This is a genomic window from Bernardetia sp., assembly GCF_020630935.1.
Classification (GTDB): Bacteria; Bacteroidota; Bacteroidia; order Cytophagales; family Bernardetiaceae; genus Bernardetia.
Window position 1 is genome coordinate 1 of sequence record NZ_JAHDIG010000057.1, and the last position, 23,135, is coordinate 23,135.

The 23,135-nt window shown below is 33.4% G+C and carries 15 protein-coding genes; 10 read left to right on the forward strand and 5 right to left on the reverse strand.

Going from position 1 to position 23,135, the window contains the following annotated elements; all coding sequences use genetic code 11:
• Window positions 1–260: 260 nt before the first annotated feature.
• Window positions 261–632 (forward strand): mCpol domain-containing protein, encoded by a 372-nt coding sequence (locus tag QZ659_RS14955; RefSeq protein WP_291726861.1) that lies wholly within the window; start codon window positions 261–263, stop codon window positions 630–632.
• Between the two features lie 37 nt (window positions 633–669).
• Here the strand turns inward: QZ659_RS14955 and QZ659_RS14960 are convergent, their stop codons facing one another.
• Both QZ659_RS14960 and rlmN read right to left on the reverse strand, forming a co-directional pair.
• Window positions 670–1,776, reverse strand: coding sequence for a leucine-rich repeat domain-containing protein (locus QZ659_RS14960; protein ID WP_291726864.1), 1,107 nt, complete (start codon window positions 1,774–1,776; stop codon window positions 670–672).
• Window positions 1,777–1,785: 9 nt separating this feature from the next.
• On the reverse strand, window positions 1,786–2,865 hold the full coding sequence (gene rlmN / locus QZ659_RS14965) for a 23S rRNA (adenine(2503)-C(2))-methyltransferase RlmN (protein ID WP_291726866.1): 1,080 nt from the start codon (window positions 2,863–2,865) through the stop codon (window positions 1,786–1,788).
• Window positions 2,866–3,583: 718 nt separating this feature from the next.
• Between rlmN and QZ659_RS14970 the strand changes: the two genes are divergently transcribed.
• Complete coding sequence (locus QZ659_RS14970) at window positions 3,584–5,197, forward strand: copper amine oxidase N-terminal domain-containing protein (RefSeq protein ID WP_291726869.1); 1,614 nt, start codon at window positions 3,584–3,586, stop codon at window positions 5,195–5,197.
• Between the two features lie 136 nt (window positions 5,198–5,333).
• Here the strand turns inward: QZ659_RS14970 and QZ659_RS14975 are convergent, their stop codons facing one another.
• Complete coding sequence (locus tag QZ659_RS14975) at window positions 5,334–5,864, reverse strand: O-acetyl-ADP-ribose deacetylase (protein ID WP_291726872.1); 531 nt, start codon at window positions 5,862–5,864, stop codon at window positions 5,334–5,336.
• A 485-nt stretch (window positions 5,865–6,349) separates the two neighbouring features.
• On the opposite strand from QZ659_RS14975, the gene QZ659_RS14980 reads away from it, so the two are divergent.
• From QZ659_RS14980 to QZ659_RS14995, 4 genes are all read left to right on the forward strand, one after another.
• On the forward strand, window positions 6,350–6,874 hold the full coding sequence (locus tag QZ659_RS14980) for a hypothetical protein (protein WP_291726874.1): 525 nt from the start codon (window positions 6,350–6,352) through the stop codon (window positions 6,872–6,874).
• A 96-nt stretch (window positions 6,875–6,970) separates the two neighbouring features.
• The gene (locus QZ659_RS14985; RefSeq protein WP_291726876.1) at window positions 6,971–7,879 is read left to right on the forward strand and encodes a hypothetical protein; all 909 of its coding nucleotides are present in this window, start codon (window positions 6,971–6,973) and stop codon (window positions 7,877–7,879) included.
• A 105-nt stretch (window positions 7,880–7,984) separates the two neighbouring features.
• Entirely contained in the window at window positions 7,985–8,824 is an 840-nt protein-coding gene (locus tag QZ659_RS14990; protein WP_291726878.1) for an MBL fold metallo-hydrolase, read from the forward strand.
• A 108-nt stretch (window positions 8,825–8,932) separates the two neighbouring features.
• The gene (locus QZ659_RS14995; protein ID WP_291726880.1) at window positions 8,933–12,730 is read left to right on the forward strand and encodes a SpoIIE family protein phosphatase; all 3,798 of its coding nucleotides are present in this window, start codon (window positions 8,933–8,935) and stop codon (window positions 12,728–12,730) included.
• Between the two features lie 7 nt (window positions 12,731–12,737).
• On the opposite strand, the gene QZ659_RS15000 is transcribed toward QZ659_RS14995, so the two are convergent.
• Window positions 12,738–13,472 (reverse strand): YjjG family noncanonical pyrimidine nucleotidase, encoded by a 735-nt coding sequence (locus QZ659_RS15000; RefSeq protein ID WP_291726882.1) that lies wholly within the window; start codon window positions 13,470–13,472, stop codon window positions 12,738–12,740.
• Here QZ659_RS15000 and QZ659_RS15005 point away from each other — a divergent pair.
• From QZ659_RS15005 to QZ659_RS15015, 3 genes are all read left to right on the forward strand, one after another.
• Window positions 13,446–15,491, forward strand: coding sequence for a DUF885 domain-containing protein (locus QZ659_RS15005; protein WP_291726884.1), 2,046 nt, complete (start codon window positions 13,446–13,448; stop codon window positions 15,489–15,491). The genes QZ659_RS15000 and QZ659_RS15005 overlap by 27 nt on opposite strands.
• A 1,524-nt stretch (window positions 15,492–17,015) precedes the next feature.
• Complete coding sequence (locus tag QZ659_RS15010; RefSeq protein ID WP_291726886.1) at window positions 17,016–17,387, forward strand: META domain-containing protein; 372 nt, start codon at window positions 17,016–17,018, stop codon at window positions 17,385–17,387.
• Between the two features lie 67 nt (window positions 17,388–17,454).
• Window positions 17,455–19,590, forward strand: a complete 2,136-nt coding sequence (locus tag QZ659_RS15015) for an OmpA family protein (protein WP_291726887.1) — start codon at window positions 17,455–17,457, stop codon at window positions 19,588–19,590.
• A gap of 68 nt (window positions 19,591–19,658) precedes the next feature.
• Here the strand turns inward: QZ659_RS15015 and QZ659_RS15020 are convergent, their stop codons facing one another.
• Window positions 19,659–22,223, reverse strand: coding sequence for a T9SS type A sorting domain-containing protein (locus QZ659_RS15020; RefSeq protein WP_291726889.1), 2,565 nt, complete (start codon window positions 22,221–22,223; stop codon window positions 19,659–19,661).
• A gap of 139 nt (window positions 22,224–22,362) precedes the next feature.
• On the opposite strand from QZ659_RS15020, the gene QZ659_RS15025 reads away from it, so the two are divergent.
• A complete protein-coding gene (locus tag QZ659_RS15025; protein WP_291726890.1) occupies window positions 22,363–23,088 on the forward strand; it encodes a hypothetical protein in 726 nt (241 codons plus the stop codon).
• Window positions 23,089–23,135: the final 47 nt, after the last annotated feature.

Below are 23,135 nucleotides of genomic sequence, written 5' to 3' on the forward strand. Positions count from 1 at the left end.
TTTACTTTAAAAGTTGAACTTGTTTAAGAATGATTTTCTAGTGCAAGATCTCATCTTGTGCTTACCGTTTTGTCAGTATATGCTGACGAACTGAAAATCGGCGTAGCCCAAAAGTGTATCCAAGCAGAATGCTTGAACGAGAAATGATGAGTAAAACTCACTCTGTACCTTATTCAAAATACTTTTTTCTATTGGCTTCGCCAACTTTCAGGTCTTAAACAACTTCTTAGTAAAAAATTTATCCTAAGATACTGGAAGTTATGATTTATGTAACTGTAGATGGCGACGATATAGGCAACCAACTAGCACAGGCTTTTCTTAATAATGATGAAGATAAACTCATTCAGTTAGATGATGATTTACAAAAAGCAGTTGCCAAGCTCAAAGAAGAAATGATAAAACAAGGCTTTGAACTATTAGCTTGTGGCGCAGACGGAATTACTGGAAAAAAGGAAACTGCAAACTTTGAGCTTACGATGGCTAATATCAGAAAATCTGTGTTGCCCTTTACATTTTCAGCAGGAGCAGGAAACTCTTTAGCAGAGGCTTTTATGGCATTGAAATATGCTAAATCAAAACAAAAAAACCGTCTTTGTTTTTGGGATGGTAAAACGTTTCAGATTTTTAGCTAACAGCGTCTTCTCAAACTGGACAAGCACACTCTGCTTTTTATAAATTTTTTCTTTGCTCTCTAATTCTCTTATAAAATCTCTCCATTCTTGGGTCAATCAAACCATATTTATCTGAGAGTTCATGGGGAATTTGCTTGTAATGTCTTTCAGGCATTTTTTTAGTTTCCAAATCTACTACTCCAATTTTGTGAGTTTCAATTAATTCTCTAACTTCTTCAAGTTGTTTTTCTTGATTTTGGTCAATCAAAAGTCTGTAACGAGAGCTAAAATAAGGAGGTCTAGAGCAGAGTATCGGAATATCTAATGAGCTAAAAGAAGCTATGTCATTTTTAAAAATATGTAGCTCTGCTAAATTCTTCATTGAATCTAAATCAAGTCGAAGTGTTTTCAACTTATTGTAAGATACATTCAGAAGTTTTAGTTTTTCAAGTCTAGAAATTTCATTGGGTAACTCTGAAAGTTGATTATCAAAAAAAGATAAACGTTCCAAGTCTTTCAAATTGCCAATAGAAGGAGATATTTTACTAATCTTGTTGAAACCTAACTGAAGATATTCTAGTGATTCCAGTTTACTAAGGTCAATATCAAGATGTTTAATTTCATTATTGAAAAAATTTAAGTGTTTCAAACTAGTCAATAACCCTATTTCTTGTGGCAATTCACTAATCAAGTTTCCATGACCAAATAAATGTTCTAGTGTTATGAGTTTTCCGATTGACTTTGGTAATATTTTCAATCTATTTTCTGAAATGTATAATCGTTTTAGCTTCTTCAAGTTTTCAATTTCTTTAGGCAAGAAATTGATTTGATTACCATCAAGATTTAGAACTTCAATATTTTGTAAATCAAAAAATTTTGGGTCAATATATTGTATTTGGTTTCCGTCCAAATACAACACTTTCAAATTTTGTAGTTTAGAAAATTCAGCAGAGATATATTCAATTTTATTTCCTCGCAGATTGAGATTTGTAAGATGAGTAAGTTCGAAAACTTCATTAGGTATTTCGCTTAACCCTTCTTTTGGCAAACTCAGTAATTTAGATTGAGCTGTTTTTGCCTTCTCTATTTTTGCAGAAATATCTTCCATTGACTTTTTGCTATGACTATCCAATCTATTTTTAAAATATATGAATTGATTATTCATGAGAAAGAATTACCCTTTCTTATTAGCAAGTTGCCCACAAGCTGCATCAATATCTTTTCCTCGGCTTCTCCTAACAGTTGTACGAACTCCTCTTTTTATAAGATACCCAGCAAATTTTTCTATTCGGTCTTCAGTTGGTTTTTTGTATTCTGCTTCCTGTATTGGATTGTATTCAATGATATTTACTCTGCAAGGAACGTGCTTACAAAAACGATAAAGTTCATCAGCATCTTTTAAGGAATCATTAAAATCATCAAATAAAATATACTCATAAGTAATTCTGTTTCCTGTCTTATCATAAAAATACTTTAAGGCTTCTGCCAAAACATCTAATGAATTACTATCATTAATGTCCATGATTTCGTTGCGTTTCTTGTCATTGGCTGCATGGAGAGAAAGAGCAAGATTAAATTTTACGCCATCATCTGCCAACATTTTGATAAATTTAGCTATGCCAGCCGTCGAAACAGTGATTCTTTTTGGAGACATATTCAATCCATCTGGAGAAGTTAATCGGTCAATCGATTGCAACACATTTCTGTAATTCATCAGTGGCTCACCCATTCCCATATAAACAATATTCGAAAGAGGTTGCCCATAGTTTTCCTCTGCTTGACGAGAAATAGCCACCACTTGGTCATAGATTTCGGCAGCTTCGATGTTTCGTTTTTTACCCATGTAGCCTGTCGCACAGAACTTACAAGAAAGCGAACAACCTACTTGTGAAGAAATACAAGCCGTCATTCTATCTGTGGTCGGAATCAAAACTCCTTCTACAATTTTCCCATCGTATAGTCTAAAAGATGATTTTATAGTTCGGTCGCTACTTTTTTGCTCCTCTGCGATAGTAAGCGAATTTATAGTAAAATTTTCCTTGAGTATTTCTCTTAATTTTTGGGAAAGGTTTGTCATTTCATCAAATGAGGTAGCCGATTTTTCCCATAGCCATTGCCAAACCTGCTTAGCTCTAAATTTTGGCTCTCCTAGTTTTTTTAGTTCTTCTGAAATTTCATTCAACGTCAGTTTTCGAATATCTATCTTCTTACTTTCTATCTCTTTTAAGGAAACTTTTATTGTTGGAGTACTCATAGCGTGGTCTTATTTTTATTCTATTCGATTTTCTTTTTACAAAAATACGAAATTATTAGTGCATAGATACAAATAAGGTTCATACAACTTTTACAATAGTATTTTGGAAATTCAACACCTCGTCAGCAGTTTAGTGTAGTGATACCAACAACTTTTTTAAAAACCTTCATTTTAACTCTCACAACATTTAGAGAAAGCTTTTAGAATCCTTCCCCAAAAAGCTAATATATTTAAGTAAAAATACATTCAAATAATACAAATCAATTAAACTTCTAAACGATTTAAAAAAGAGAATTTTAAGTAAAAACATCAGAAAATTTAAAAATATCCCAAGGCATATAAATTATTTTTTTCATAAAAAAACAGACTATTTTTTATCGAAAATTTAAAATTGTACACTTTATTCAAAAATAATTTATCAATAATAGACAAACTTTAAAATACTTTCAAAAAACATTAAAACTCACATTGCAAGTTATTTATAGTTTTTTTGTTAAAAATTTGGAAATACAAAGTTAAGCAACTTAATTTGTTCAACAATTAACCAAGATAACTATTTTCCATTTGATTAAATCACTCAAATTTCACACAATAAAGCATATTTTCTATTAATAGAGCTAGACATGCAATTTAGCTTTTTTATTAGCACAGATTGTATGCAAACATACTATAAACCTTATTAACTTTTACCGTTTCCTTAATACGCAAATTAAAAACTATGAAATTTATAAAATTAAATTTATCTTACATTGCATTTTTATTAATTATTGCAGTAGGATTTACTTCTTGTCAAGAAGATATTTTAGAGCAAGTTCAAGAGTTGGAACAAGCTGCTCCATCAATAGACTTAGGCTCTTCTACACATAATAATAAGCACAAAGAAGAAATACATACAGCAGCTTCTAGCACTGTAAGAGTTTTAGTCAATGGAAACCCACTTGTTTGGCCTAATTATAAAGCTAACCCTGTAAATAATAATGGCTATGTAATGGTATATATGCGTACCATTTTTGAACGCTTAGGTTATTCTATTCAATGGATTCAGAGCGACCCTAATCGTGGAGGACTTTCTAGTGTTATTGCTACCAAACCTAATAGAACTATCCAAATTTGGGTAGGTGATAGATGGGCAAAAGTAAATGGAAGCTGGGTACAAGCTTCCGTTGCTCCTTACAACAATCAAGGATATGTAATGGTACATTCTCGCTTTGTCGCTGAAAATTCTGGAGCACCCACAGAGTGGGATCAACAAACGCAATCGGTTCAGATTTATTATTATGATGAGCTAGACTATGGTTTTTATTTCTTTGATTCTCAGCCAGGTAATAATCCTACAGCAGATGCAGTGGGTTGTCAGAAGTATGTATCAGGAGTTTATAATCCTTTCTTTGACCCTACTAAGCCAACAATTATCTACGTACATGGAAATGCTCCAGGTAGTGTAGCCTCAGGAAGTAGAGAAAACTTTTTGCTAAGTGATGGTGGTTTGAATGTACAGAGCCATAATATTTGGAAAGCTCAAGGCTGGAATGTAGCTATTTTTTATTGGATTCAGTTTGCTGATGAAGGTATTTTGAACTCTGCTCCTCCAGCAGGTGTAGAAACAAAAATATATGACCATACAGCACATAATGGAATGAGGTGGAGAAAATCTGATGGTAGCCTTACTACAGCAGGTGCTCCTAATGCTTCTGTTCGTGTCTTATTTGCTCAAAAATATTTAGAGATATTCAATTCTAATTATTCTGGTGCTGAAATTCGTGTGGTAGGTAATTCTTTAGGAGGAAACCTTACTATGGCTGGGCTCTTACGCTTAGAGCGCATGGGAGCACCTCGTATGCCTTCTCGTGTTACTTTAATGGATCCATTTTGGACTCCTTTACATGACAACACAGTAACTATTGGAGAAAATCAAGTTACTACGGCAGAACTTGCAGGTCTTTCAGCAGAAGTATTAGCAAATAGAGGCATTGCTATTGAATATTTTCGTACTAGCTTATTAGGTGCTGGAGGACTTTCTTCAAGAGTTGGAAGACAAGCAGCAGTTGCTCACTTTGGAGCATCTTTTTTGGGAAATAATCACTTTAGCAAACATACAGTTCCTGTTCGTCAGTATTTCCACTCTCGTGGTGTCGCTGCTCCTTTAGAAGTTTCTCGTTCTAATGTATTTGCACCTTGGGTAACCACAGGAAACCAAGCTATGTCAGCAGCTACTTCAAATGCTAGAATTAGGCAAATGATGGGGGCAAATAATCATTGGAATCAAGTAGCAGGTAGAGGGACAGCATCAATGGTAGATGACCAATATGAACGTCGTAATGGACTATGGTAAAAATATAAAAGAAAAAACATCTTTAATCAGTAATAATAATTTTATTCTGAAAAATTAGAGAATATGTTTTGGTAGTAAAATAGTATTGAAAGAGGTTATCTTAGTTTTAGGATAACCTCTTTTTTTGCTAAAAATTTTATAACAAATTCATTAGCCTTTTATAGACTTTGTAATTTTCTTCATCAAAACAAACAAAAATAATTTCTTCTAAAGTGGAATTGTTATTTTGTTCTATAAATTTCTTTACAGTATTCAATGCAATTTCGGCAGCTTCTTCTTTAGGAAATTTATATACTCCTGTACTGATATTTGGAAAAGAAATCGATTGTATTTTTAGTTCTTCTGCTATTTTGAGACAATTGCTATAACAATTTGCTAAAAGCTCTCTTTCACCATGTTCTCCATCTTGCCAAACTGAGCCAACTGTATGAATAACATAGCCAGCAGGCAAATTTCCTGCTGTGGTATAAACAGCTTCCCCTGTTTTGCAACCTCCTTGTTTGTTACGGATTTTGATGCACTCTTCCAAGATTTCTTTTCCTCCAGCTTTATGAATTGCACCATCTACTCCACCACCTCCTAAAAGGGAAGTATTAGCTGCATTGACGATAGCATCTACTGGTATCTTTGTAATATCTCCGTTTTGTAATAAAATTTTGATTGCCATGTAACTTTAAATTAATGATTATTTTTTTATGTACTTTTTCAATATTTTTTTATTAAAATTCGTCTAAATTCAAAAATAATGACTATGTTTGGAACATCATCAAAGAAGTTATAAAATAAGCTCTACCAACGATAAAGATATTGAGTGAAAAATAGTTTAAGCCTAATACAGTAATTGAAAATTAGACATAATAAAACATTTTTTAATCTACCATTTTTCACAATTAACTACTTTTTGCCCTTTTTACTCTAGTAGTAAGAAGGGTTTTTTTATGTCAAATAAAAAAGTATATTATTCTTTAAAAGAACTCATTCAGACTATTTTTAAGCAATTTTTAACAAAAATTATTCTGATTTTGAATGATAATTTGTACATTGAGAAAATAATAGAGAATTATATAGATGAGTATACAAGCAGGTATTCTAATCTATTTTGGTCTATTATGTTTTTAATTTTTCACTAAACTTTACCTCTCAATGATGCACATGCAAAAATTTCGTCTTTCATTTTTTGTCCTTCTGCTAAGTTCTGTATTTCTCTTTAGCTGTGGAGGAAAAAAGAACAAAACTAACTCTGAAACTACCAAAACAACTACAACTACTTCCAAAACAAATAGCTCAACAGCTACACAAGACAAACCTAAAGTAGAAGAAGTAGAGGGAGGCGCACTCAATAAATTTTTCCCAAAAGAAGCAGACGGTTATAAAGTAGTTTATAACCAAGAAAAAGAAGGTTTCGTACAGGCAAGTTTGAAAAAAGATGGAAAAGAAGTAGCCACACTTGCTGTTAGTGATTTGAATTCGAATATGGATACAAAAGCCAAGTATGAGAAATCTACTATGAAGGTGGCTGGCTATCCTGCACTTACAAAAGGTTCGAAGGGACACACTATTTTGGTAGGCGACCGTTATCAAGTCAGTATTCGCTCAAAAGATGATAGCTTTACAGAAGATATGCGTAAGAAGTGGTTTGAAAAATTCAATCTCTCTGGACTTGCTAGTTTAAAATAGACTTTCTTCTAAAAGTTATTTTTTTCAACCATAAACGACAATTTAAAACTTCGTTTAGAGTAATTTTTTAATTTTAAAATCTAAATTTCAATATATATGTTTTTTGGTTCTGACGACAAACCTGCTTCTATTGTAGAAGCTGTAAATGAATTGCCTGATTCGGGTATTACGGTATATGCCTTAAAGGCTTTAGATTTTGTTGTTCCAGGAGAGTGGAACAATCCAACAGACTTTGATACGCTTATGCGTGAGGTTACTGGAGAAGATGATGACGATTTTTTGGAGGAAGTAAAAGCAAAAGCAGAAGAACTCTATGCAGATGAAGAAACAGGCTACCAAACGGCTGTCAGTATTTTCAAGATTGTAGATAATGCTGATATGGCTTTGGGAGCTGCTGCAATGGCAGACAAACTAGCTGATAGTGTTGGTTTTCTCTCTTTTATGAAAGACATCACACCAAAAGCTGATACGGTTCAGAGTATTGACTTAGCTATCAAGATTACCGCAGAACTTCTTGCCTTTACTAAAATCAACGGAATCCCAGGAGATAGTTTTGGTGAATTTGTAGATTCACTTGCCAATTACTCTGGAGAAGCTAAAATAAGAATGGCTGCTATTGTTGCTTTTGATGGTGTATTGCCTTTAGGTCCTGACTTTGCAGAAATGGCTCTCAATAAAATTCAAGAGGCAAGTGTTGACCAAGTCGAAGAAAGTAGTGTTTTTCAAAAAGTAGCAGACTATATTCCTGGTGGAGGAGTTTCAGAAAAACTAGGTTTTATCAGAGAATCCTTTGGGCATACTAAAGATTGGCTCTCTTCTTTCCAAGAAGAAAACAACATTACAAGAGAAAGCATATTAGAAAAACTTTCTGAATATATTTCTTTGGCAGATGACAAACTAGATTATGTTTCGGCTTTCCTTGATGCTTCAACAAACTATTTCGAACATACAGGAACACAAACCGTAGCTAGTCGCTTGATTGAGCGTGCTGTTAATGAGGTGTAATTTTATAAATCATTTCTATATTTTTGTGCATAAATAAAATTCCTATTTTAGTCTATTGCTATCATAGGAATTTTTACTTCATATTTTTTTTACCTATCTCAAAAAATGACTTTACATACAATAGATACAGGACTTTTCAAATTAGATGGTGGGGCAATGTTTGGCGTTGTTCCTAAGGCACTTTGGCAAAAACTCAACCCAGCCGACCAAAACAATATGTGTACGTGGGCAATGCGCTGCCTTCTGATAGAAGATGGAAACAGACTTATCTTGATAGATACAGGGATAGGCGATAAACAAGACGAAAAATTTGTAAGTCATTTCTATCTACACGGTGATGATTCACTAGAAAAATCTTTAAAAAGCAAAGGTTTTTCCACATCTGATATTACTGATGTTTTTCTTACACATTTGCATTTTGACCACTGTGGAGGAGCTATTAAAAGGCAAAAAGATAAACTTGTACCTGTTTTCGAAAATGCTACCTATTGGTCAAATACAGACCATTGGAACTGGGCTGTAAATCCTAATCCGAGAGAAAAAGCCTCCTTTTTAAAGGAAAATATTTTACCTATCAAGGAAAGTGGACAACTAAAACTTATCTCGCCTAATCAAAAATCTGACTCGTTGCCTTTTGAGTTACGTTTTTTAGATGGACATACAGAAAAACAAATGTTGCCTCAATTCAAATACAAAGGTAGAACAATTGTTTTCTGTGCTGACCTTATTCCCTCAGTACATCATGTGCGCTTGCCTTATATTATGGCTTATGATATGCGCCCTTTAAAAACCCTTTCTGAAAAAGAAGTCTTACTCAACGAAGCTGTAGAAAACGATTATATTTTATTCTTCGAACACGACCCAGTCAATCAGTGCTGTACACTTCACAGAACCGAACGAGGCATTATGCCAAAAGAAATTGGAAGTCTTAACGATTTTTTGTAGTTTGTTGGAATTAGACTAAGTTGCTGACAGCAAAGTTATAATAGTAGGCTTTCTGCTATCTGTAGTCTAAAAAACTTTCCCTTTTCCGTAGTTCTTTTATTTTTAATTATGATAAAAGCACAGCCCTTTTGCACTAAAGTTCGTGTTCTTACTGGAGTACTATTCTTATTTTTTCAATCTATTTATTTTCCTCTATACAGTCAAATAGAAAGTAAATATGGTGCTTTGCCTTTTATTCAATTCTACACTCCCAAAGATTATCAAGCAGGTGTTGTAAATTTATCTGTCAGAAAAGATAAAAAAGGGATTCTATACTTTGCCAACACACAAGGTATAGTACAGTTTGATGGAAATACGTGGCGTACCATAGAAGTTCCTAATGTTGAATTTGTAAGGACATTAGATATTGGAGACACTGACAGTATATTTATAGGAGCGGTCAATCAGATTGGAAAGTTAGTACCCAATAAAACTGGAAAACTAGAGTTTGTATCTCTTGTTGATTTGATACAGGAAGAGAGCAGAAATTTTGGTGAAGTATGGAAAGTAAAGGCAACACCTAAAGGCATATTTTTCGTCACCGATAAATACCTTTTTAGATATAAAAATGGAAAAATAACACAGTGGAGGACTAAGGGCAAAGCCTTTTATTCTGCATACTATTTAAATAATACGCTGTTTGTTTTAGATAAAGGTTTTGGCTTAGAAAAAGTAGTTGGCGATAAACTGGAACTTGTAAGTAATGACGAACCAATTGCAAATGGTAGTATCCGCTTTCTGTTTCCTTACCAAGACGCTAATGGCTCTTATTCTGATAATGAAATTGTGGTAGGTGACAGAACAGCATCTTCCCTTCTTATTCTCAACCTTACTACCAAGCAGCTCAGAGCATTCAAAACTGAACTTACAGAAAAAGAAGTCGGCTCTATTTATAATGCCACACAAGATAAGAACGGAAATTATTACGTTGCGACTCTTCATTTTGGCATTATTTGCTTAGATGTGAAGGGTAAAAAGCTATTCCAAATTTCTCAACAAGAAGGACTGGCAGATAAAGTATATGATGTAGAATTGGATGAACAACAAAATACTTGGGTAGCACTTTCAAAAGGAATCGCAAAGCTAGAAACAGGCTCACCTTTCAAAAAAATTGGAGAACATCAAGGGCTTTCTGGTATCGTAACTGATGCCATATCTTTTCAAGACAGATTTTACATCTCTTCTACGAATAGTATTTTTTATTTTGATGATATAGAGAATAATTTTTCCTTTTTGCAAGGAGATAGGCATCAGATATGGTTCATGAAAAAGTTAGTAATAAATAAAGATACTATTTGTTTGGCTGCAAGTAATGAAGGAATTGAGAAAATCAATAACATGACACTTCAGACCTTAGAAGAAACAGAAAGTTCTATTAATCACATTGTTCAATCTACACAAAACTCAAACACAGTCTATGTGGGTCTTTCTAATCAGAAAGGTATTTATCGCTTAGATTTTTTACCTAATAACAAGAGGATATTTCAAAAAGCAGTAAGAAATCAAACTGTGCTCAATTTAGAGATGATAAATGATTTACTTTTCACTACTGACGAGAATAATAAAATACGAATCTATCAGCAGAAAGATACTTTAGAAGAACTGCAACTAGAGTTTAATGCTACTGTAAAAAATATAGAAAAACATAATGAGCAAATTTATATGGCTACTGACTCTCTAGTATATATTTGGAAAAATAGTAGTTTAGAAATAGAGCCTCATATCACAAGGTTAATTGGAAAAGATGAATCATTTGTAGAAATGTATAGCATCGACAAACAACACCTAATACTTAGAGTAGGAGGAATTGATAAAACAAGTTATTATCTCTTCAATACTGAGACAAATACAAGTGAATTATTACCTACTGAAAGACTTACAAACAACTCTGTTTCCATACACACCTTTATAAATACAGGTAGTAACATAGAGGCAACTGGCAGCGTTGCCATTGGTACTTCGGAGGGACTTTTTTATTTAGATTTAAATAATAAAAATTATAAAAACACAACCTTCAATGTATTTATTAGAAGAGTGATGTTGGCAGACTCAGTGTTGTTCTATGAAAATTATACTTCAAACAATCAGCAACCAAAGCTAACTCATAAGCAAAACTCACTGACTTTTTTTTACAGTGCAAACAATTCTTCTGATACAGAAAATACACTGTTCAGATATAGACTAAATGGATATGATACAAAGTGGTCGGAATGGACAAACGAAACAAAAAAAGAATATACTAACCTTAATGCAGGAAAATATTCATTCGAAGTAGAGGCAAAAAATGTGTACGATACAAAAGGTCAGATTGCTAAATACGACTTTATTATAAGCTCTCCATTCTACAAAACTCCTTTGGCTTATATTCTGTACATCATTTTTGGAGCTTTACTGGTTTCTGTCTTGACATATGCAGGAGTAAAGTATAATGTAAGAAGGCTGAAACACAAAAACCAGAAACTAGAAGAAATAGTTAGAGAAAGAACTACAGAGCTTCGTTTAACTAACAGCGAACTAGAGCAACAAAAGGAAGAGGTCTTGATGCAAAAGAAAAATATTGAGGAACAAAAAGAAGAGTTGGAGAAATCATACAAAAATATTCAGACGCTTGCCGATATAGGACAACAAATTACAGCAACATTAGACCTTTCAGAACTTATCAGTACGCTTTACGCTAATGTGAATAGTCTCATGCCAGCAGAAGGTTTCGGTATTGGGGTTTATAACTCCATGCGCCAACAAATAGACTTTAGAGGTTTTATAGAAAATGGAGAGACATTACCTTTCAATGCTGATTCTTTGGAAGACAATGACAAACTTGCTGTACAGTCCTTCAAACAACAAAAAGAAATCTTTACCAATAACTTTGAAAAAGATTTCCCTCAGTACCAAAACCATGAAGTTGAGGTAGGAGGTGAATCTCAGTCTTTAATTTACCTTCCTTTAGTTATTCAAGAAAAAGCGATAGGTGTACTGACAGTACAGAGTTTTTCTAAAGAAGCCTATCAAAAGAATCATCTTACTATTTTACGTTCTTTAGCTTCCTATGCAGCGATTGCAGTTTCGAATGCACAATCCTATGCTACCATCAACGAAAAAAATCAACATATTACGGATTCTATTCGCTATGCTCACTCTATACAGGCTGCTATTTTGCCATCGAAAGAAGATGTCAGAAAAAATATAGGAGATTTTTTTATACTATATCGTCCAAAAGATATTGTTTCGGGAGATTTTTATTGGTTTGGAACAGTTTCAAAGCAAATGATTATTGCTGTGATAGATTGCACAGGACATGGCGTCCCAGGAGCATTTATGTCGCTTATTGGAAATACATTTTTACACGAAATCATCAATGAGAAAAATATAACTGACCCTGCGCAAATTCTTGAACACTTAGACAAATTACTAAAGGAGTCTCTTCAAACAGGTGAACAAACTAACAGGGATGGAATGGATACAGCTATTTGTGTACTAGAAAAAAATCAAGATAATTCGCAGACAAAATTAAGATTTGCTGGTGCAAAACGCCCACTTTGGTATGCCTTACCTAATACTAGGAAGCTAAAAAGCGTAGCAGGAACGAGGCGTTCAATAGGCTCTAAACGAATAGAAGGAAAACCCTATCAGAACCATGAGCTTATTTTAGAAAAGGGTACACAAGTTTATCTTACTACAGACGGTTTTGCAGACCAGTCTAATACAAAAGGTAAGAAGTTTGGCACTCCTCAACTCATAGAACTTATTGAAAACAACCTTTCTCTATCTATATATGAACAAGAAGATAAGATAGAAAAAGCATTAGATATACATCAAGGAACAGTAGAACAACGTGATGATATAACCCTTCTAGGGTTTGAGTTATAATTCAGTCTTATAAAATACTCATAATTTCTTTCCAACACGAAATATCATAACTAGCCACAGAGTATTGTGGAGTTTGTTTTTTAGGGTTATAAAATATCGTCTTCATTCCCAAAGAGCGTGCGCCTAAAATATCAGCATCAAAACTATCTCCAATCATAATAGAATTTTGGGGTGTAGCGTTAGAAATAGTAAGCGCATGGTTGAAGATAATCGGATTGGGCTTTGTAAAACCTGTACAATCTGATGTGATAATGTTTTTAAAGAAAGGTAAAATACCAGAATGTTCTAATTTCAGCTTTTGACTTTCTTCAAAACCATTTGTAAGGATATGAAGTTGATAATTTTTAGATTTAAGATAGGTAAGCATTTCAAAAGCAAAAGGTAAAAGATGAGGCTGACGAGGACAATAATATTGATAATCTTCTTCCAAATCTTCTAACAAATTTTGATATGAAGTGCCATCAAAATCTTTTTCTCTATTTCTAAGTTTATGTAACTCTTTAAAAATCAGAAGAAAACGAAGTTCTCTTATTTTTGCTTTATCTACTAACCCTGTGTTGTGTTGCTTCCATAAAAATTTGATAGTTGTTCGGAAAGCAAATAAAAAATCATCAAAACTTATTGTTTCATTACTAATAATTTTATCAGATAATTCATACTTTTGATACAAACTAAGCAAAGTTTGTTTAGAGTTTTGTTCAAAATCCCATAGTGTATGGTCGAGGTCGAAGAAAATATTCATAATGCTATTTCTGAAAGAAATACTACGCTCAATATTGCGAGCAGAGGAAATGTAGTTCATACTAAATTTGCGTGGAGAAGATTATGGATACATGTTACCCATAAATCTGTATCTTATTTAGAACAACTAAAGGTAAGAAAAGTTCTCTTACGATTAGTTACTTTTTCCCTTGTCATTTTTGGAATTTGGGTTTGTAATCTAATTTGGTTCAAGCCTTTTAGCATTAAGTTATTTTATGAGCGAATGTTTATAGAATATGGACAAGATGACCCAGAACTTATGAGCCGTCTGCATCTTTTAGAAAACTATGGCATTACCTACTACAATAGCTTACTTACCAATATCTCAGACGAGCAACGAGACAAACGCTATGAGGAAAGTATTGTCCGAAATTTCGAAATGCTCCGAACGTATAAACGCTCTCAACAAACAAAAGAAGAAATTCTTTCTACTGAAATTTTAGATTGGTATTTAGAATTAGAAATTTTTAGAAATGCCTTCCGTCAATACGAATATCCTGTAAACCACATTAATGGAATACAAGTAGAATTACCTCGTTTTATGATGGAAGTACATCAGATAGAGACACTTGGTGATGCTGAAGATTACTTAGAAAGGCTCTCTAAGTTTGAAGATAAGTTCGAACAGCTTATACGACTTTTAGAATCAAGAAAAGAAGCCAATGTAATCCCTCCTCGTTTTATTTTAGAGCGTGTAATCAAAGAAACAGAAGATTTTATTTCAAGAGATGTACAATACAATCCTCTTTATAAAGATTTTGCTCGTAAGGTAGAAAATGCAAAGCATATTCTAGAACATCCCAACCATCAAAACGAAGGTGTAGTCAGCCCAAAGGAAGAATTAAAAATTGAGGCTCAAAATATTATAAAATACAGCGTATATCCTGCTTATAAAAAACTACTGACTTATTTAAAAGAAGAACTCAAAGTATCGACCGATGAAGCTGGTGTTTGGAAACTTGGTAGTGATGAAGCTATGGCAATGATGTATTATAATACTATGCTGATGGTACATGCTCATGTGTCTCAAGAAGAATCAGCAGAAGAATATCATTATAAAGGCATAGAAGAAATAGAAAGATTAAGACAAAACTTAATGACCATTTTTGACTCCTTAAATTTTACTCAAAAAGATTCAATTTCTCAAAACTTAGCTCAATTAAATAGAAGTCTGCCTGAAGATTTTTTAGTTGAAGACAATTACAAAGAATATTTGGAGCAGTACCAACACTACTCTGATGCTGCTTTTATGTCTTTCCCTAATTTCTTTTCAAAGTATCCAGAAAATTCGCTACAACTCGTTCGTGTTCCAGTTCCAAAAGAGAGTACATCACCTTTACTCAAATTTCATGGAGGGCAGGGCAAAACCTCTCCAGCACTTCAAATAAATTTAAAAAATGCTGAACAGATTCCCCAAAACAAAATGCCTGTTTGGATTTATGAAAAAGCTGGTGGGCGTTATATTCAAGCATGGTATGAACAACAACTAGAAAATATTCCTACATTCAGAAAAGTGTTGCAATTTGATGTATATTACGAAGGATGGGAAGGGTATTATTCCGACTTACTAGCTGAAGAAAATAAAACTAATATAAGTTATTATGATGATTTGTATGTCAGAATTGGTAAAATTCAGAATGAGCTTTTTATTACCTCACTCCTAGTGGTCGATACAGGAATCCACCTCAAACAATGGACAAGAGAAGAGGCAATCGATTTTTTGGTAAGAAATACTGGACTTTCAAGACAAGCTATGCGAGATGAAGTAGATAAAATTGTCGTTCGCCCCGCACAGGCTACTATTTATAAAATTGGTAAAATCTATTTCAAAAATTTAAGACAATATACAGAAGAGGCTTTAGGTAAAGATTTTGACCTAAAAGAGTTTCACGAAGTACTTCTTAAAAACGGACACATTCCGTTACCTGTATTGAAAAAACAAGTAGAACAGTTTGTCATTGATAAGAAGAAGAAAATAAAAGACACAGAAGGAAAATAATTTTACAAAAATTTGCTTATTCAAAATTTAATTTCTATATTGCATTAATTTACAGAACAAATAATTACAAACGGTAATTTTTACAAAATAAATAATTAAAATCTTCGCTTAAAAAGCAACAAAATCGTTGTTGTTCCGTTTAAGAGATAGAGTAGTATTACTCTTGAGACCTTCAAATATGTTTGAAAGGGTAATAGTACAGGATTTTAATATTCTGTAATTCACCATCATTGTAGAAATCTCTAAAGCAATATATTCAATCGGAATATATTTGGTTTCTTTAGAAAGACTACATTATTAGTATTTTTATTTTTGTAAAATTAAATTTTATACTATATGGTTTAAAAATTTTCCGAATTGTTTTTCGAAAAGTTTATTGATTTGAAGTGCTGAATTACTTTAGTTTTGTTTGGCGATTTTTATAAGAAGGCTTAGGTAAAATCTAAGTGATTATAGTTATAGAACAGCTTAAAAAACTTTCTATATATTCTTTGGTGATGAGAAAAATAAAGAATCTTTTTATATAATTGTCAGTTTTGTGCCTTTTGAGCATAAAAAAACTCGTAAAGCCAAAAGCAAAACGATTACTAAGTAAAATCTTGAAGCAACAGTATATATTTTTCCCTTTGGAGAGTAATGAAAATTATAGCTTAAAAAACTCCCTAATTTTTAACCTTTCGTATCAAAGCGACCTTACTGAGATTTAGAAATTATGGCTTTAAGATAGTGTAATTGTAGTTTGTGCCACAAATACTAAACATCTAGTTTTCAAAAAACACTTCAACCTTGTTATCTCGCTTTATAAATGATAACATGTTTTGTATCTTTAATTATGTTTCACCCTAGAGCTAAGAAAGGAGAAGAATTTTGCTCAACACATTTTATAGTAATCATAGATGTATTTCTTTTGTTCTAAATTTGGGAAGCAGCTAACTAAATAGTAAGCCAACAGGAAATGAGATAATAAAGTGGATAGTTTAAAGTAGTTGTCCATTTGAAATAAGTAAAATCTATTTCTATCTTATCTATTTCATGATAGTTCGTCTTTTTCGCTTACTTATCAGATAATGTGAAATTTATCTAGTTGTATTGCAGTCCTATCTATTCTAAAATCAATTTTAGCTATACTTAGTAGTTATGTATTTTTAAGTATTTACGCTTATAAAAGTGCTTATTGATAATTTTAGTTAGAAAGAATTTAGTACAAGCATAGTGAACGAGATTAGTTTTAATTATTTAAAATTTGTTCCCTAAGTTATGAAATCATCTAATATGAGTTAATCCTTATTATTTTAGAAATAGTAAGGATTAATTTTTTGTCAAAAACAATATTCAAAAACATAGAGTTTATGAAATAAATTATTTTTCATCAAACTAAGAATAAACATGAATATCAAATCCATTTTTTTATCTGTTCTCTTTATTTTTTTAACAATATGTTCCATTTCAAGCTGTAAGAGTAACAAACAATCAGCTAATATAACTAATGAACAAAAACTAGCAAGAGTTTGGATGCTAACCGATATGAACCTAAACAATGGCAGTAATTTCTCTAAGGAAGATTTTACAAAAGCAGGAGCAAACATAGACCTTACCAAGCTCAAAGAAATAAGCACTGATTTAGAAGGAAAACGAATTGCTCAAGGCAGTGCATTTATGGGTTGTAACAATATTTTCTTTACTATTTCCACAACTGACAAAACAAACCTTAAAGACAACATTACATTTTCGCAAGTCGGAATGACAAGAAAAGCCTGCCAACAAAATATGGAATTAGAAACTGCCTTTGGAAAACATCTTTCAGATATGAATACATATCAGTTGGAAGGACAGTTTTTAACACTTTTATCAGAAAATGGAAAAAGAATGAAATTTGTGGCTCAAGATTGGGACTAAACAAATGGAAAAAGGGAATCAATAAATTTTAACCTTTTTATTTCCATTCTCTACCTATCTTTGTGTTATGCAATCAAAACTCTACTTTCTAATTATTTTTATAGCTGATTTCTTCGCTTTTTTGAGGAAAGTCAGCTTTACCTTCTTTTTCAGAACACTCTCTATCTTTGGAGTGGTCTTATTTTTTCACTCAACTATATTTGCTCAATCCAACAATGAAGTTCTTTGGGCAAATAAAGTAATTGATTTTTCTTCTGAATACTTTGATGAAGCTAACCCTACTCAATATACTGCCAAACAAATCTTAGGAAAACCTAATGTATTACCTGCTATTTGGCAAAGCCCTTGTGCGTGGTCGCCTGCTCGTCCAGAAGCACGACAAGATGAGTGGATAAAAGTAGGATTTGAAAAGGCTATTTCAGTGAAGCAGGTGGCTATTGCAGAGAGTTTTGGAGCAGGTGCAATTTCAGCAATCATTCTTTACGATTTAGAGGGGAAAGGACATTTGATTTATAAAAATCAGCGTACAGAGCCTGTTTCTACACAAGGTAGAATGCTCAATGTTTTTTTAAAAGAAAAGACAAAATACAAAGTAAATGCTGTGAAGATAAAGCTCAACACGATTGATGTTGGAGGATGGAATAACATCGATGCTATCGGAATTTCATCTAGCGAAACACCTATAAAAGCCGAAATAAATATTGCAAAAGATATTCCTTTCAACAAAGTAGAACGCCTTCCTCAAACGGTAAATTCTCCATATAATGAAATTTTGCCTATCATTTCTCCAGATGGAAAAACACTTTTTTTTGATAGAAAAGACCATCCTAAAAATATGCCTTCTATTTCGGCAGGTAAAGAAAACGATGATATTTGGGTCTCTCGTCATGTTTCAGATACGATTTGGACAGAAGCAGAGAGATTGAACGAACCAGTAAATAATAGTCAGCATAATTATGTTTGTTCGGTTACACCCGATGGAAATGTTATTTTGCTTGCTAATGCTTATCTACCTTCTGGAAAAATGGAGCAAGGTATTTCAATTTCTTATAAAACCATTGATGGTTCGTGGTCGTTTCCAGAGCCTCTTAAAATAAAAGATTTTTACAATACAGATAAATATGCAGAGTTTTGTCTTGCTCCCAACAGAAAAGTTTTGATTATGTCTGTTCGTAGAGAAGATACGTATGGCTCAAGAGATTTATATATTAGCTTTTTGCAAAGAGATAATTCATGGTCAGTTCCCAAAAATATGGGTACAACGCTCAACTCGGCAGCTTTAGAAGTTAGTCCAACGCTTTCATCAGACAATAAAACGCTTTATTTTGCTTCCAATGGCAGAAGTGGATATGGTAGTATGGATATGTACGTCAGTCGTAGGTTAGATGATACTTGGACAAATTGGAGCGAACCCATGAACTTAGGAAATGTACTCAATTCGGCTGGCTGGGATGCTGGCTATTCTATTGATGCAAGTGGAGAATATGCTTATTTTTCATCTTCCAAACATTCAGATACAAATACAGCTTCAAAGCTAGATATTTACCGTGCAAAACTTCACGTAGAAGTTCGTCCAGACCCTGTTTTGCTGATTTCTGGAACAGTCTATAATTCCAAAACAAAAGAGCCTATCGGAGCAGAAATTTTGTATGAAATGTTGCCAGTAGGCGAAGAAACAGGTACAGCACAAGCCGACCCACAGACAGGAAATTATAAAATTGCGCTTCCTCCCAACTCACAGTACGGATTTTTGGCAAAATCTAGGGGTTTTGTTTCTGTAAGTGAAAATATAGATGCTAGAGGAAATGAAGTTTATAAAGAGATAAAACGAAATTTGTATCTCACACCTATTGAAGTTGGGCAAAAAATAAGGCTCAATAATGTTTTCTTTAAACGAGGAACAAACGAACTTCTGAAAGAATCTTTCCCAGAACTTGACCGTTTGGTAATTTTTATGTTAGAAAACCCTACTGTAACTATAGAAGTAGAAGGACACACCGACCTTGAGGGAATACCAACAATGAATATGAAACTCTCTGCTTTAAGAGTAAAAGCAATTCAAGATTATTTGGTAAGGCAAAAAATTGATAAAAAGCGTGTTGAAACTCGTCCGTATGGAAGTACACAGCCTATCACTAGACAAAGAGATGAAGCTAGTAAAAAGCTAAACCGTAGAGTAGAATTTAAAATTTTGAGTTATTAAGACAAAAACAGCCTTTCAATTACATTTATTGAAAGGCTGTTTTATGAACAAATCAGTACGTTTTAAGATTAAATCTTACAAAATGTTTTTGTATATGTTCCTTTGTCAGATATAAAGCGAATTACATACATTCCTTTCTTCAATCTGCTTATATCCAAACTCATCGTATTTTGAGTTTTCAAAACTATATTTCCCAATAAATCTACAATTTCGATATGAGAAATAGAAAGTGATTCTGTTTCCTTATAATGAATTATGTCTTGACTTGGATTAGGGTACAAAATAATTTTATTTGTCTGAACTTCCTCTATTCCAGTAACTGTTTCATCCGTTTGGATAGTAACATCATTTGAAAAGTCAGATGCACTAGCATTTCTATTTCCTCTAACTTTATAGATATAGGTAGTGCTTGGTTGTACGTTTGTGTCTATCCAATTCGTTTCTGTGGTTTGAGCTACTTCTATAAATTCTGTATCGCCTTCTGCTTTCCTTGCAATGACGAAATTTGTAAATCCATCGTTGGCTATCCAATCTAAATACGTTCCTTCATTAGACTGAAAAACTCCAATAAGCTGTTGTGGCGACGGATTTTCATCTACTTTAGTTGTTATGATAGGCGACACGTCTGAAGCAATAAGGTTTGCAGAAAAATCGTAATAATTCAGTACAGAATATACACGCAAATTGGTCTGTTCGCTTAGTAGATTAAATACAAATGAAAGTGGATTGGCTTCACTTGGGTTATTCGTTAGCTCAAAACGAACCGTTTTACTTTCCGAAACTGATACATTTCTAAAATCTATACTGTTTTCAATCACGTCTAGCTTGCTCATATCTGCTTCCTCATTCAGATAAATTACCATTTCGGTATAAGCTGCTTCGACTGGAGCGTTATCTCCTTTGAAAATATGATAAGTAAATGTTTTTTCAGCTTCAATTTCAGATGCTGTGAGTGATGGCGTAGATAGAAGTGAAAGCTGCAAATCTTCTGTACCTACGCTTTCATCAATTTGCTGTGTTAGAGTAGTTTCCTCACCCAATCTTCCTGTTGGAGTATTGATACTCAAAGAATGACGTACATAACTTCCATTAGCTATCGTTTCGTTGGTCTGTAAAACAAAATCTACCGTTTTATTGGAATATGCAGGAATATCTACAGAAAAAGATGCTGCGTCAGTTCCTTCAAAATTTTCACTACTACTCACTATCTCAAATCTGCTGTCTGGTGTGAAGGTAGCAGAAACAGTCTGAACATCGCTCGTTGGATTATCTAACAATACTTGATAGCTATAATTTTGATTTAGTGCAATACGCTGCCCATTTTGTGGAAGAATTGTTCCCCCTACGCTGCTTGACCTACCTGTGGGAGTTCCACCTGCACCAATAGCAAAATCTTGTCCTGTCACTACTGGACTTCCTGCTGAAAGCGTTACGGTTCGGCTACTAGGTGTTGCTTCTGTTATGAGTGGCGAGAAAGAAACTGTATTTCCTAATGAACGTAAAATGTTGAACGTGTAATTTCCTTGTGCATCTGTACGCCCCCAAACATAAGGAGGGTTGTCATTACGAACTCTAACCCAAGGAATCCCATCCTCTCCAGCATCTTGAACTTGATTTCCATTAGCATCTCTAAAAACCTTTCCTGTTACAGAGTAATAATCATTATTTCCTCGCTGAGAAAATACTGCTGTACTGATAGGAGTGAGGTTTGTAGAAGGATTGTTTACATTTACTGTAGCATTTATATCTATTACATAAGCTGGTACAATATTAATCGTTGCATTAAACTCTGTGTTAGGAGGGTAGCCACTCCCAATAACTTCAACTGATGTAACTCTTCCATCAATAACAGTAGTTTGAAAAGTAGGAACTATTGGGTGAGTCCAGCCACTTAAATCTATATCTGGGGGAGCAAGATATCCTATCCCTCCAGCATATTGCACATCACCATCGCTACCAGCAACGCTTGTATCAAGTATTCTAACATCAGTACCTGTATTCCATCTTAGTTCTCCATTGTCATCTACCATAAATACAGAAGCAACACCATCGGCATCTGGTCCCTCAATGCTTGTGATGTTAGCACCACGCCCTCCCCCAGTAAAACGTATGGGATATTGAGAATCTGTATAACCAAATCCTTCATTACTTATAACAGGAATTACTTCATAATCATTTCCTCCTACATTCTGAAAATATACATTAATTATAGCTGGATAAATAGGGTCTCCAAAATAATAGGGAGAAGGATTCAAGGCAGCATTATTAGGGTCAATACCTGATGGAAAAGTAACTATGTTAGGGGTTATGGTTATGGAAGATACTCTTCCTCCTACTTGTGCAGGGTCATAAAGTTTTAAAGTATCAAAAGTAGGGTTAGGAGATTGGTTTTGTTGATAATAATATTGGTATGTTTGATTTCCAGTTCCTAACATAGAGCCATTACTAGAAGTAAGATACCAATCTCCTGTAGCAGTTACATCAAAAAAAGCATAGTATGTACCAAAAGGAAAAGGTGGAACAGGCACTTCTTGAAAAGGTGGTGATATGGTTTGTGAGTAGGCAGTTTGAAATGAGGTAATAAGTAACAGCAGCAACGTAAAATACGTTGTGATAGATTTAGAATAGTTCATAATAGGTCAAAATAGGTTAAGTTGTATTTCATAAACAAGACCCAACAAGTAATAGCAATGGTTGCATTTATTTTTATTTTTTTCACTAAAATTGACTTTATAAATTACTTTTATTACATTTTATTTTAACTCAAAATCAATGCTCAAACGACTTAAACGTTTCTTAATCAGATGGTTAATACGTCTTTCTTTGCTCTCTATCGTAGTGGCAGGAATTGGCTTTTATGTTTCGCCTTACAAATACCAAACGCCTTTTTATCGTTGGTTGTATTCTTATTCAGATTATAAAATTTTGCTTGCAGACATAAAATCAAAACAGGAAAATCTAAAAGCAGAATATGCAGCAGCCAAAACAAAGAAAGAAAAAGAAAAAGTCTTGAAAAATGCACAGCAGGTTTTCGAAGAGAGCTTTGAAGAAATTTGTAAATATTGGTACGGTACAAAGTGGAGCTACTCTGGCACAACACAAATACCAGGTAAGGGAAAAATAGCCTGTGGATATTTTGTAAGCACCATTCTAAGAGACTTAGGTTATCCGATTGATAGAATAAAAATGGCACAAGCTGCTTCTGAAACACTCATTCGAAAAACGATTGATAAGAAATTTATAAAAGTACGTGTGAAGAAAGATTTTGGCGATTTTATGGAAGAAGTAGAAGAAATGGGTGAGGGAATTTATATTTTAGGTTTAGACACACATATCGGATTTTTATTTGTAGATGGCAAATCTACTCACTTTATTCATTCTTCCAACAGTCTTTTGAAAGGTGTTCGAAATCAGCTTGCTTTTAGTTCTGGAACGATACGAAGGTCGGAATACAGAGTAGTGGGACAGTTACAAGTAAAAAGATGGCTTCTTGAATGATGAATGGTTAGTGATTAATTATAAATGACTAGAAACTGATTACTGAT